Below are 13,240 nucleotides of genomic sequence, written 5' to 3' on the forward strand. Positions count from 1 at the left end.
CTTACGAATGGCAGTTAAAATTCGTCTTAAGCGCATGGGCGCAAAAAAATCACCTTTCTACCGTGTGGTAGTAGCAGACTCACGTGCACCACGTGATGGTCGTTTCATCGAGCAAATCGGATACTACAATCCAGTTGCTAAACCAGAAGCAGAAGTTAAAATCAACGAAGAGCTAGCTCTTAAATGGCTCTCTGAAGGTGCTAAACCTTCGGACACAGTTCGTAACCTCTTCTCACAAGCTGGTATCATGGAGAAATTCCACAACGCGAAACTCGCGAAGTAAGACGTTAGGAGGTGAGCGAAAGCTTACCTCCTTTTTTTAATTCAAGAAAGGAAGTGAAACGAATGGAATGGTTGGAAATTGCGAAAATCGCCAACACGCACGGTCTAAAAGGGGAATTGAAGTTACTCGCAAGCACGGATTTCCCGGAAGAACGCTTTAAGGTCGGAAAAGAAGTCTTTCTCGGCTCTGAAGGCACGTATACACCGGTAACGATCAGTGGCTACCGAAAGCATAAACAATTCATCATGGTGACGTTCAAAGGCATGCATCATATCAATGACGTCGAGAAGTACAAAGGATTGAAACTCTATGTCCACGCAGAAGACTTACAGGACTTAGACGAGCATGAATTTTACTATCATGAGATCATCGGTTGTACGGTTTATGACGGTGAGACGAAAATCGGAGTCGTATCCGACATTCTCGAAACGGGCGCAAATGACGTCTGGACGATCAAACGTGACGGAAAAAAAGATGTCCTGATCCCGTATATCGAGCAAGTCGTCGCTTCCGTCGACGTCGAACAGAAACGTATTCAGATCACGCCGCTTCCGGGACTGATCGAGGAATGAACATCCGTGTATTGACGCTGTTTCCAGAGATGTTTTCAGCGCTTGATCATTCGATCGTCAAGCGAGCGCAAGACGATCAACACGTCATACTCGAAACCATCAATTTTCGAGACTTTTCAACGAATCGACATGGTAAGGTCGATGATTATCCGTATGGCGGAGGAGCCGGCATGCTGTTGACACCTCAACCCGTCTTCGATGCGATGGCAAGTCTACCGGAACGAAAACGACGAATCATCGTCATGACACCGACCGGTAAACGGTTTTCGCAACGAATGGCGGAAGAGTGGGCAAACGAAGAAGAACTCGTCTTCTTATGTGGTCACTATGAAGGGTTTGATCAGCGAATCCATGATCAGTTGGTGACGGATGAGGTCTCGCTCGGAGACTTCGTCTTGACGGGAGGAGAACTCGCTGCGATGACGATGATCGACGCCGTCGTTCGCCTCTTACCGGACGTCCTCGGTGCGTCTGCGAGTCACGAAGATGATTCCTTCTCGACGGGACTTCTCGAATACCCGCACTATACACGCCCGGCAGAATATAAAGGGTACCGAGTACCCGATGTCTTGTTATCAGGCAACCATGCCCGGATTGAAAAATGGCGACGGGAACAGTCGCTGAAGCGGACATATGAGCGGCGCCCTGATCTTCTCGTGGATGCATCGTTAACGGATGAAGATCAACGTTATTTAGACTCGATTTCAGGATTGTCAAACGACTGAATCTATGATAAGTTAAAACATGTGGCAAAAGCCACCCATTAACGATGTTCCGCTGTCGGATGCTTGAAGCATATGAAGATAAGAACATTGGTGAAAAAAGGAGAAATCATTCATGAACACACAACAATTGTTCCGTGAACTTACACAAGAACAAATCAAGTCAGACGTCCCTGCGTTCCGTCCTGGGGATACAGTCCGTGTACACGTTAAAGTCGTCGAGGGTACGCGTGAGCGTATTCAGCTCTTCGAAGGCGTAGTCATCAAACGTCACGGTGGCGGCATCAGTGAAACATTCACAGTCCGTAAAATTTCTTACGGAGTTGGCGTTGAGCGTGCTTTCCCGCTCCACTCACCACGTGTTGCACAAATCGAAGTCGTTCGTTACGGTAAAGTCCGTCGTGCGAAACTTTACTACCTCCGTAACCTTCGTGGTAAAGCGGCGCGTATTAAAGAAATTCGTCGTTAATCATGTGAAAAAGTGGCTTGTCTCCGGACAAGCTTCTTTTTTTTGCAGTTTATGCGTATACTAGTCCTTAGGAAGAAATTGCGTTAATCAAGGGAGTGGAATTCGTGAAGGAGTTATTCAGTTGGGTAAAGGCGCTCGTCGTAGCGCTCGTCATCGCGTTCATCATTCGAACGTTTCTGTTCGTACCCGTCATCGTTGATGGGGAATCGATGATGCCAACCTTACACAATGCGGATCGAATGATCGTCAATAAGGTCCCGTACTATTTTAATGAACCAGAAAGAGGCGATATCGTCGTCTTCCATGCAACGGAAACGCGAGACTACATCAAACGGGTCATCGCTGTTCCGGGAGATACGATGTATTACAAAGACGATACGTTGTATGTCAACGATAAGAAGGTCGCCGAACCGTATCTGAAAGAATACAAAGCCCAGATGAGTGGTGTGCCATTGACGGAAGACTTCACGCTTGAAGAGCGAACAGGAGAGACGACTGTTCCAAAAGGGAAAGTATTCGTCATGGGAGACAATCGTCAAAATTCAAAAGATAGTCGTGATATCGGTTTCGTGGATGAAGAACAAATCGTCGGAACGACGAACTTCGTCTTCTATCCATTCAATGATGTACGCTCTGTCGATTAAAACGAAAGAAGATGAGACGCTTGCCGTTAAAAGTAAGCAGCTCATCTTCTTTTCTTGTCTTAAGTTGCGTATACTAGGGAGTGGATGTTTTTTCATGTATCGTATGATCAGCAAGAAGTCCAGGAATATATGAACGAGGTGAAGGATATGACGATTCAATGGTTCCCCGGTCACATGGCCAAAGCACGTCGGGAAGTTACAGAAAAATTAAAGTTGATCGATGTGGTGATCGAACTCGTCGATGCACGTCTTCCGATGTCGAGCCGTAACCCGATGGTCGAACAGATTACGGCAGGTAAGCCGCGACTGATCGTCCTCAATAAGGCAGACATGGCGGATAAACGATTGACAGAACAATGGATGAACGCATTACGAGCAGATGGTGTCGATGTCGTCGCGGTTGACGCGAAGCATAACAAAGGATTGAATCAAATCCATGAAGGTGCGTTACGTTTAATGAAAGAAAAGCATGCACGGATGCGAGAAAAAGGTCGGAATCCGAGTGCAATCCGTGCCTTGATCATCGGTATTCCAAACGTTGGGAAATCGACGCTCATCAATCGTCTCGCTGGTCGGAACATCGCAATCACCGGTGACCGTCCGGGTGTGACGAAACGCCAGCAATGGATCAAAATGAAGACAGGTGAGATGGAATTACTCGATACACCAGGTATCCTCTGGCCGAAGTTCGACGATCAAGTCGTCGGGTATCGGTTAGCAGCGACAGGAGCGATCAAGGATGATATCTTAAACATCGACGATATCGCGCTATTTGCCCTTCGTGAGCTAAAGACAAGGTATCCGGAGCAATTGCGTGAGCGCTATCGTCTCGACGAAGTATCGGGAGAAGCGGTTGATGTACTCGAAGCAATCGGTAAAAAACGTGGTTTCGTCTCAGGTGGCTATGTCGATTTCGAGCGGACGAGCGAAATGCTCCTGCATGAACTACGAACGGAAAAGCTAGGTCGAGTGACGCTTGAAACGGTTGAAGAGTGGGAAACGCATGCATAACGGACTTGGACATCTTTTGATGTCCAAGTTTTTTTCAAAGGAGCAGGATGTATGAAGATAGCAGAATTAAAAGAACGATTGCAAAAAGCAACATTAGAAGAATTTATTCAGTTAAAGCAGGAACTGGCGTCAGATACGCGAAAAGGGGTGCATACACTGTTTCGTCAGACAGAACGACGATTTGCGCACGAAGAGCAGCAACGGATCGATTTCAAGGAACGACTCGCATTTGAAGACGAGTATCGTCAGCAAGGATACGTTCGAATTGCAGGAGTGGACGAAGTCGGGCGAGGTCCACTAGCTGGTCCGGTCGTCGCAGTAGCGGTCATCTTACCAGACGGATTCTATCATCCAGGACTAACGGATTCAAAACAGATGAGTAAAGTACAGCGGCAAGCGGCACTTAAGCATCTGCAAGAAGTTGCTGAGATTGCGATCGGCATCATCGAACCGGCTGAAATCGACGAAATCAATATCTATCAGGCGTCGAAACGGGCGATGCAAGACGCAGTACACCAATTACGACCGGATGCCTTACTTGTCGATGCGATGACACTCGACGACGATACACCACAACTCTCTCTTATCAAAGGAGATGCGCGAAGTGTCTCCATTGCTGCTGCAAGTGTCGTTGCGAAAGAGACACGAGATGCGATGATGGAACAATACGCAATCGAGTATCCGGGATATGGATTTGAAACACACGCAGGTTACGGAACACCGATACATTTACAAGCGCTCGATACACTGGGCGTCACACCGATTCACCGGAAAACATTCCGTCCTGTCAAAGAACGTCTTTAGGAGGAATCGAGCATGCAAATCGAACATCGTGCCTTACTTCCATTTAAAATCATCGATCATGCGAACCTATCGTTACGGGAAGGAGCAAACATCGTCGGTAAAGTATTGAAGCTGTTGCCGGACGGATTAATGGAACTCCAAGTCGGTCAACGCGTCTTGACGGCAGGGACGACGGCTGAATTAAAAGAAGGGAACATGTATCGCTTTCAAGTCGTTTCAGCAGAGGGACAACCGGTTTTAAAAATCATCTCGACCGAGTCTGTTCCGCAAAAGTCGGCTCTCCCCCAGTTACTCGACTCCTTTTTACAACGCCAGACGGTACCGACTGCGGAAACACGGGAACTCCTAAGGCAAATTGGTCAACCGGTGACGGAAGGAGAAGCGAAGCAGTTAAAACACGCCCTTACCGAACTCGTTCAACTGGCAAAGGGTGACGAGACAGGTCGAACGCTTGATCGAAAGACGAGTGATCAGATTTTAGCGCAACAACTCGTCCAAGCAACGAACGAAGCAGGGAAAGGAGTCTATTTATTTCAATTACCTCAATTTGGACCATTCGAAGATGTTGATCTCATGATGGAAGCACCGTTCGAACGGACGTTTGATCCAAATCATGCCCGCGTCGTCCTATATCTTCAATTACCGACGCTCGGTGAGGTCGCTGTCGACGTCTTGATCGCAGACCGGAATGTTTCGATTTCCGTCTTTCATCCAAATGCGCACGTCAATACGTTCATGCAAGCCTACACACCGCAAATTCAGACTCGTCTTGAGGAACAAGGCTATGCATTGACGCGATTCGATTGGGTCGAACAGACGAAAGAGCGCGTACCGCATGATATCTCAACGCGTAACGGAAGGGTGGATCTTCATATATGAAAAAAGCAATAGCTCTATCATACGAAGAACAGATGCATGCCCCAAAAGTCGTTGCTAAGGGATCGGAACACATCGCAGAACGGATTTTAGAAGAGGCATTAAAACATGATATTCCGATCCGGCAGGACGAAACATTGATGACGTTACTAGATGCTGTTCAAGTATCAGAACAGATTCCGGAAGAATTATACGGTGTCATCGCTGAGTTATTCGCCTTTTTATATCGTCTCGATCAAGATGAACTTCTGAAAAAATAAAGCTTTCGGTCGATAACGATAGACAGCGCTTCCAATTTTAACTACAATGAAAGAGCCGAAACTAAAGGGGTTAAGGGGGATTTTTTCATGAATGTACATGAGTATCAGGCAAAAGAATTACTTCGTTCGTACGGTGTACCCGTACCAAACGGAATCGCAGCCTTCACCGTCGAAGAGGCGGTCGATGCATCAGAACAATTGTCAGGCCCGATCAAAGTCGTCAAAGCTCAAATTCACGCGGGGGGACGCGGTAAAGCAGGTGGCGTCAAGCTTGCGAAATCGCAAGAAGAAGTGAAGGAATATGCGACGGAGTTACTCGGCAAAACGCTCGTCACGCACCAAACAGGTCCAGAAGGAAAAGTCGTTCAACGTCTTCTCGTCGAAGAAGGGTGTGCGATTGACAAAGAATACTATCTTGGAATCGTACTTGATCGTGTGACAGGACGTGTCGTCATCATGGGATCAAGTGAAGGTGGTATGGACATCGAAGAGGTGGCGGAAGCGACACCAGAAAAAATCATCAAAGAAGTCGTCGATCCTGCAGTTGGTCTTCAAGGATTCCAAGCGCGTAAACTTGCGTTTGCAATGGGTGTTCCTGTGAAGCTCGTCAACAAGTTCGTCGGTATGGTCACGAAACTCTATAACTTCTTCGTCGACAAGGATTGTTCGATCGCAGAAATCAACCCACTTGTTACGACGAAGGATGGCGAAGTCCTCGCACTGGATGCGAAGTTGAACTTCGACTCAAATGCATTGTATCGTCATGCGGACATCGTGGCGTTACGTGATGAAACAGAAGAAGATCCACGCGAAGTCGAAGCATCAAAGAGTGATTTGAACTATATCGCGCTCGATGGAAACATCGGTTGCCTCGTCAATGGTGCTGGTCTTGCCATGGCAACGATGGATATCATCAAACACTTCAGTGGTGATCCTGCGAACTTCCTCGATGTCGGTGGTGGTGCGACGAAGGAAAAAGTAACAGAAGCCTTTAAACTGATCTTGTCGGATGAGAACGTCAAAGGGATTTTCGTCAACATCTTCGGTGGAATCATGAAATGTGACGTCATCGCAGAAGGTATCGTTGCGGCGACAAAAGAAGTCGGTCTCGAATTGCCACTCGTCGTTCGTCTTGAAGGGACGAACGTTGATGCAGGGAAACAAATTCTCAAAGATTCAGGTCTAGCGATTACAGCAGCTACATCAATGGCAGACGGCGCAGAAAAAATCGCTGCGCTCGTGAAGTAAGGGGGAGCTAAAGATGAGTATTTGGGTGAACGAATCGACGAAAGTCATTATTCAAGGGATTACTGGTAACCAAGGGATGTTCCACGGTGAACAGATGATCGACTACGGCACAAACCTCGTAGGCGGTGTCACACCAGGAAAAGGCGGTACGGAAGTACTCGGTGGTGTTCCTGTCTTTGATACGGTCGCACAAGCGGTCGAAAAAACGGGTGCGAACGCATCGATCATCTACGTACCACCAGCATTCGCAGCGGATGCAATCATGGAAGCAGCAGATGCGAACATCGCGCTGATCATCTGTATCACGGAAGGTATTCCAGTTCTTGATATGGTCAAAGTAAAACGTTACCTCGAAGGCAAACCAGTTCGTCTCATCGGACCGAACTGCCCGGGCGTCATCACTCCAGGTGTCGCGAAACTTGGTATCATGCCAGGATATATCCATACACCAGGTCATGTCGGTATCGTCTCACGTTCTGGGACTTTGACATATGAAGCTGTCCATCAATTGACGACTGCTGGTATCGGTCAATCGACAGCTGTTGGTATCGGGGGCGACCCGGTCAACGGAACGGACTTCATCGATACGCTCAAAGCATTCAACGAAGATCCAGAAACAAAAGCCGTTATCATGTTAGGGGAAATCGGTGGAACAGCTGAAGAAGAAGCGGCTGAGTGGGTCAAAGCGAACATGACGAAACCAGTCATTGGTTTCATCGGTGGTCAAACAGCTCCTGCCGGCAAACGGATGGGTCACGCAGGTGCGATCATCTCTGGCGGTAAAGGAACAGCTGCTGAAAAAATCAAGACACTCCGTGCAAACGGAATCGAAGTGGCAGAAACACCAGCTGTCATTGGTGAGACGTTAATCCGTGTCATCAAAGAAGCAGGGATCTATGACGAGTGCGTGACGAACAGCACAGTCAAATAAATCAAAAAAAGGAGCTGTCCTGATCAAATCAGGACGGCTTTCTTCTATATAAATAAGAAGCTTAAATAAGGAGCGCTGATCTCATGAAACGTGAACTGTATATCCGCTTCGCCATGTGTCAGGTACCCTACACGATCGTCCGATTGATTGAGCAATTTGGAATCGTTCCAAGTCATGAATTACCCGTTTCGACGCGTCTTCGAAAACGGTATGAACAAGCATTACAGCTTGATTGGATCGAAGAGTCGATTCTAGTCAAAGGAGATCCACTGTTTCCGACTGTGTTACTGACGATCCCTCAACCGGTCTATGCCCTCTTTTACCGCGGTGATCCGTCCCGCCTAACACTTCCACGCGTCAGTATCATCGGTAGTCGAACCCCCTCACCGCACCATCTTTCCCGCATGCGTTTCTTGCAACCCTTCTTTCATCCAGATCTCGCCACCGTTTCCGGAGGTGCCTATGGTATCGATGCCCTCGTCCATCGCTTGTCCTTAAAACATCAGCAGACAACGATTGCGGTTCTTGCAGGAGGACTTGATCGTCTATATCCTACTTCCCATGCTTCTCTTTTTGAACGCATCCTCTCGAACGGTCTTCTTCTCTCTGAATATCCACCTGGAACTCCTATTCAAAAATTTCAATTTCTAGAACGGAACCGGATCATTGCTGGATTATCTTCATCGTTGATCATCGTCGAAGCGGCGAAACGAAGCGGTACGATGAATACTGCCAGTCATGCGCTTGACCAAGGAAAAGATGTCTATTGTTTGCCGGGTTGTCCCACGGAATCGTTCTTTACCGGAACGAATCAATTGATCGCAGAAGGAGCGATTCCACTCCTTGATCCGGAAGAAGTTTCAAAAAGTATTCGGCTGAACGTTGACAAATGGGAATCGAGACTACTATGATAAGTGAGATTAAAATACGAGTACGCCTCTAATAGGGAGCGATTGCAATGGCAAAATATCTAGTAATCGTCGAGTCACCCGCTAAGGCAAAAACCATTAAACGTTATCTCGGATCCAACTATACCGTGAAAGCGTCGATGGGGCACGTCATTGACTTGCCGAAAAGCCAAATGGGAGTCGACGTCGAACATGACTATGAACCGAAATATATCACGATCCGTGGTAAAGGTCCGGTCTTAAAAGAACTCAAGACAGCTGCGAAAAAAGCACAAAAAATCTATCTCGCAGCCGACCCCGACCGTGAAGGGGAAGCGATCGCATGGCATTTAGCTAAAGCATTAGGCGTTGATGAATCAACGGAGTGCCGCGTCGTCTTCAATGAAATCACGAAAGATGCCATCAAGGATTCGTTCAAGCGACCACGCAAGCTCAACTATGATCTTGTCGATGCGCAGCAAGCCCGTCGTATCTTGGACCGCCTTGTTGGTTACAGCATGAGTCCGTTATTATGGAAGAAGATTAAAAAAGGGTTATCTGCGGGACGCGTTCAATCCGTTGCCGTCAAGATGATCATCGATCGTGAACAAGAAATCAATGCGTTCATGCCTGAAGAATACTGGACGATCAAACTCGAACTCGATGCAAACGGTGAAAAGCTCGAAGCGAACTTCTACGGAGTCGATGGCAAGAAGCGTGAACTTCATTCGCAAGAAGAAGTCGATCAAATCTTGAATCAACTCTCAGAAGACTTTACAGTTGATTCCGTCACGAAAAAAGAGCGGAAACGGAATCCGGCGTTACCGTTTACGACGAGTTCTTTGCAACAGGAGGCAGCACGTAAGCTGAACTTCCGAGCGAAGAAGACGATGATGATCGCACAACAGCTATACGAAGGAATCGAAATTGGAAAAGAAGGTACAGTCGGTTTGATTACGTATATGCGTACCGATTCGACACGGACGTCAGATTCGGCGAATCTCGAAGCACACGGGTTCATTGAGCAGGCGTACGGAAAAGAATACATCGCAAGCGAGAAACGTAAAGAAAAGAAATCAGCGAACTCACAAGATGCACACGAAGCGGTTCGTCCGACTTCGACGATGCGCGAGCCACAACTCGTCAAATCGTATTTATCGCGTGATCAGTTCCGCTTATATAAACTAATTTGGGAACGGTTCGTCGCAAGCCAGATGGCGCCAGCGATTCTCGATACTGTCAAAATCGATCTCGTCTCGAACGACGTCACGTTCCGTGCGAACGGGTCGACCGTTAAATTCCCGGGCTTCATGAAGGTCTACATCGAAGATACGGACGATGAGGCGGTTTCAGACGTCAAGGAAGGACTACTTCCTCCACTCGATGAAGGGGAAGAGTTGAAACAATCAGCAATCGAACCGAAACAACACTTCACACAACCACCGCCACGTTATACGGAAGCACGTCTTGTCCGGGCGATGGAAGAGCTCGGTATCGGTCGTCCGTCGACGTATGCGCCGACGCTCGATACGATTCAAAAACGGGGTTACGTGACGCTTGAAGAGAAGAAATTCTTACCAACGGAACTCGGTGAACTCGTCATCGATATGATCAGCGACTATTTCCAAGAGTTCATCACTGTCCAGTTCACGGCAGACATGGAAGCTTTACTCGATGCGATCGAAAAAGGTGACATGCAGTGGACGGAAGTCGTCGATCCAATCTATAAGTCCTTTGCAAAACGTCTGACACGAGCAGAAGCAGAAATCGAGAAGATTGAAATCAAAGATGAACCGGCTGGAGAAGATTGTGAAGTCTGTGGTCATCCGATGGTCATCAAGATGGGGCGTTATGGCAAGTTCATGGCGTGCTCGAACTTCCCAGAGTGTCGTAACACGAAACCGATCCAAGTCGAGATCGGTGTGAAGTGTCCGACATGTGGAACGGGCGACATCGTCGAACGTCGTAGTAAAAAAGGACGTTTGTTCTACGGTTGTTCGAACTATCCGGAGTGTGAGTTCGTCTCATGGGATAAACCGGTCGAAGAACCATGTCCGGTATGTAGTAGTATGATGGTACAAAAGAAAATCAAGAACGGTGTGAAAGTAGAATGTACATCTTGTGGACATCATGAAACACGCATCGATCAGGAGCAAGAGGAGGAATGACCGTTGAAACGTGTAACGGTAATCGGCGCGGGACTTGCAGGTTCTGAAGCAGCATGGCAACTTGCAAAACGCGGCGTACAAGTAGATTTATATGAAATGCGGCCTGTCAAACAGACACCCGCGCACCATACAGACCAATTCGCTGAACTCGTCTGTTCGAACTCACTTCGAGCGAACCAGTTAACGAACGCAGTTGGTGTCTTAAAGGAAGAGATGCGTCAGCTCGATTCCTTGATCATGAAAGCAGCAGACTTAGCGAGCGTTCCAGCAGGTGGAGCACTTGCTGTCGATCGGCATGACTTCGCAGGATATGTGACGGAAACGTTGAAAAACCACCCGAACGTTACAGTCCATCATGAAGAAATCGAAGCGATTCCAGATGGTCCGACGATCGTCGCGACGGGTCCGTTGACGAGTGCGGCATTATCGGAATCACTTAAACAATTCACAGGTGAAGATTACCTATACTTCTTCGATGCAGCGGCACCGATTCTCGATGGAGACACGATCGATCGTGAGAAGGTTTACCTGAAATCACGATATGATAAAGGTGAAGCTGCCTACTTGAATTGTCCAATGACGGAAGAAGAATTCCAGCTCTTCTATGATGAGCTGATCAATGCGGAAGTCGTTCCACTGAAGGAATTTGAAAAAGAGATTTACTTCGAGGGCTGTATGCCATTTGAAGTTCTCGCTTCTCGCGGACCGAAAACACTCTTGTTCGGACCAATGAAGCCAGTCGGACTTGAAGATCCGAAGACAGGCAAACGACCATATGCTGTCGTTCAATTGCGTCAGGATAACTCAGCTGGAACATTGTTCAACCTTGTCGGCTTCCAGACACATTTGAAATGGGGCGAACAAAAGCGGATCATTCGCTTGATTCCTGGTCTTGAGAATGCAGAAATCGTCCGTTATGGTGTCATGCACCGTAACACGTTCATCAACTCACCGAATTTGTTAAAGCCAACGTATCAGACACGTACACGTGACGACTTGTTCTTTGCTGGTCAAATGACAGGTGTCGAAGGGTACGTCGAGTCAGCAGCGTCCGGCTTAACGGCAGGAATCAACGCGGCACGTCTCGTCAATGAGGCGGAACCGGTTACGTTCCCGCAGGAAACGATGATGGGTGCGATGTCGCACTATATCACGACGACGGAAGGGAAGAACTTCCAGCCAATGAATGCCAACTTCGGATTGGTACCAGCACTCGTCGGTCATCCGGTTCGGATGAAAAAACCTGAGAAGTATGCGCTCTACGCAGAGCGAGCACTTGAAGCAATCAAAGATTTCACGGATATGTGATTGTTGATGGGGAGAAAGGCGTGATTCAGCGCTCTTTCTCCCCATTTCTTAATTTGTCATAAAAGCGTGATAATTTCGTTAATTTTTCGGTTTTTGGTCTATTGTCAGACTACTTGGTCTGTGCTATGCTAAGGGCGATTCGAGAATGAAATGGTCAGAAGGGGGCGCATTCATGGGGATAGACACTGCTTTTGAGCGACTGCTAGAAGATTTCATGCGGTATGTTCATATTGAACGTCAATTATCTCCGAATACAGGTCGCTCTTATGATCAAACACTTCGACAATACGCCGCTTTTTGCCGCGATCATCAGTTACGATCGATTGAATTGGCAAGTGCACGGCGTTATTTGTATGCTCTTTACGATCAGGAGCTGGCGCGGGCGACGATTGCACAAAAAGTTTCCTGCCTCAAACAATTTGGTCGTTTTTTGACACGTGACACCGATGAGCCTAATCCATTCGATGGATTAAAAGCACCAAAACGACAACAAGGACTTCCGACATTCCTCGTCCCAACGGAATATGAACGTTTCCTCGATGCCTTTCGATCGAGTGATACGCTTGGTAACCGGAATGTGGCGTTAGTAGAACTTTTATATGCGACGGGTATGCGGGTCAGCGAGGTCGTTCAACTAGATCTTCGTGATCTCGCGACTGATCACTCCTACGTCCATGTGTATGGAAAAGGTGGGAAGGAACGCATCGCACCGATTGGAACCTTTGCTAAAGATGCATTAGAACTGTACTTACCATCACGAGATCCAGTCGCAGGTCATGAGCAAGCGTTGTTCTTGTCTCATTCAGGGCGTCGATTGACGACGGATGCGATTCGGAAAATCATGAAAAAAGGGGAACAACTCGTTGGGAAACATGTGACACCACATGCGCTTCGTCATAGTTTCGCGACAGATTTACTGGAAAGAGGCGCCGATTTGCGAGCGGTCCAGGAGTTACTTGGACACGCATCGCTGTCGACGACTGGTCAGTATACACACGTAACGACGGAACGATTACGACATGTTTATCAACAAGCACATCCTCGTGCCTAAGGGAGG

At 47.7% G+C, this 13,240-nt stretch carries 15 protein-coding genes; all 15 read left to right on the top strand.

Going from position 1 to position 13,240, the window contains the following annotated elements; all coding sequences use genetic code 11:
* Positions 1–7: 7 nt before the first annotated feature.
* The 15 genes from rpsP to KNQ18_RS04515 all read left to right on the top strand — a co-directional run bounded on the left by rpsP (position 8) and on the right by KNQ18_RS04515 (position 13,234).
* Positions 8–283, top strand: coding sequence for a 30S ribosomal protein S16 (rpsP, locus tag KNQ18_RS04445; RefSeq protein WP_023468741.1), 276 nt, complete (start codon positions 8–10; stop codon positions 281–283).
* Positions 284–345: 62 nt separating this feature from the next.
* The gene (gene rimM, locus KNQ18_RS04450; protein ID WP_023468740.1) at positions 346–855 is read left to right on the top strand and encodes a ribosome maturation factor RimM; all 510 of its coding nucleotides are present in this window, start codon (positions 346–348) and stop codon (positions 853–855) included.
* Positions 852–1,580: a tRNA (guanosine(37)-N1)-methyltransferase TrmD gene (gene trmD / locus KNQ18_RS04455; RefSeq protein ID WP_023468739.1), complete on the top strand. Its 729-nt coding sequence runs from the start codon at positions 852–854 to the stop codon at positions 1,578–1,580. The genes rimM and trmD overlap by 4 nt, the downstream gene beginning before the upstream one ends.
* 112 nt (positions 1,581–1,692) lie before the next feature.
* Complete coding sequence (gene rplS, locus KNQ18_RS04460) at positions 1,693–2,046, top strand: 50S ribosomal protein L19 (protein WP_023468738.1); 354 nt, start codon at positions 1,693–1,695, stop codon at positions 2,044–2,046.
* Positions 2,047–2,150: 104 nt separating this feature from the next.
* Positions 2,151–2,690 carry a signal peptidase I gene (gene lepB / locus KNQ18_RS04465; RefSeq protein ID WP_034786034.1) on the top strand — a complete coding sequence of 180 codons (540 nt, stop codon included), beginning with the start codon at positions 2,151–2,153 and terminating at the stop codon, positions 2,688–2,690.
* Positions 2,691–2,837: 147 nt separating this feature from the next.
* Positions 2,838–3,701, top strand: a complete 864-nt coding sequence (gene ylqF / locus KNQ18_RS04470; protein WP_214723623.1) for a ribosome biogenesis GTPase YlqF — start codon at positions 2,838–2,840, stop codon at positions 3,699–3,701.
* Positions 3,702–3,752: 51 nt separating this feature from the next.
* Positions 3,753–4,505: a ribonuclease HII gene (locus KNQ18_RS04475; RefSeq protein WP_214805166.1), complete on the top strand. Its 753-nt coding sequence runs from the start codon at positions 3,753–3,755 to the stop codon at positions 4,503–4,505.
* Between the two features lie 12 nt (positions 4,506–4,517).
* Entirely contained in the window at positions 4,518–5,384 is an 867-nt protein-coding gene (locus tag KNQ18_RS04480; protein ID WP_214805165.1) for a flagellar hook-length control protein FliK, read from the top strand.
* Positions 5,381–5,641, top strand: coding sequence for an EscU/YscU/HrcU family type III secretion system export apparatus switch protein (locus KNQ18_RS04485; protein WP_214723618.1), 261 nt, complete (start codon positions 5,381–5,383; stop codon positions 5,639–5,641). Before KNQ18_RS04480 ends, KNQ18_RS04485 begins: the two co-directional genes overlap by 4 nt.
* Positions 5,642–5,728: 87 nt before the next feature.
* Positions 5,729–6,889 (top strand): ADP-forming succinate--CoA ligase subunit beta, encoded by a 1,161-nt coding sequence (sucC, locus tag KNQ18_RS04490; protein WP_023468732.1) that lies wholly within the window; start codon positions 5,729–5,731, stop codon positions 6,887–6,889.
* A gap of 13 nt (positions 6,890–6,902) precedes the next feature.
* Positions 6,903–7,820 (top strand): succinate--CoA ligase subunit alpha, encoded by a 918-nt coding sequence (gene sucD, locus KNQ18_RS04495; protein ID WP_023468731.1) that lies wholly within the window; start codon positions 6,903–6,905, stop codon positions 7,818–7,820.
* Between the two features lie 83 nt (positions 7,821–7,903).
* Positions 7,904–8,731 carry a DNA-processing protein DprA gene (gene dprA / locus KNQ18_RS04500; protein ID WP_214805163.1) on the top strand — a complete coding sequence of 276 codons (828 nt, stop codon included), beginning with the start codon at positions 7,904–7,906 and terminating at the stop codon, positions 8,729–8,731.
* 47 nt (positions 8,732–8,778) lie between these two features.
* Complete coding sequence (gene topA, locus KNQ18_RS04505; RefSeq protein ID WP_029342082.1) at positions 8,779–10,875, top strand: type I DNA topoisomerase; 2,097 nt, start codon at positions 8,779–8,781, stop codon at positions 10,873–10,875.
* A gap of 3 nt (positions 10,876–10,878) precedes the next feature.
* The gene (trmFO, locus tag KNQ18_RS04510; RefSeq protein ID WP_215083944.1) at positions 10,879–12,183 is read left to right on the top strand and encodes an FADH(2)-oxidizing methylenetetrahydrofolate--tRNA-(uracil(54)-C(5))-methyltransferase TrmFO; all 1,305 of its coding nucleotides are present in this window, start codon (positions 10,879–10,881) and stop codon (positions 12,181–12,183) included.
* A gap of 172 nt (positions 12,184–12,355) precedes the next feature.
* Positions 12,356–13,234 carry a tyrosine recombinase XerC gene (locus KNQ18_RS04515; RefSeq protein WP_023468728.1) on the top strand — a complete coding sequence of 293 codons (879 nt, stop codon included), beginning with the start codon at positions 12,356–12,358 and terminating at the stop codon, positions 13,232–13,234.
* Positions 13,235–13,240: the final 6 nt, after the last annotated feature.

The sequence above is a fragment of the Exiguobacterium sp. s78 genome (assembly GCF_018618985.1).
Lineage (GTDB): Bacteria > Bacillota > Bacilli > Exiguobacteriales > Exiguobacteriaceae > Exiguobacterium_A > Exiguobacterium_A abrahamii.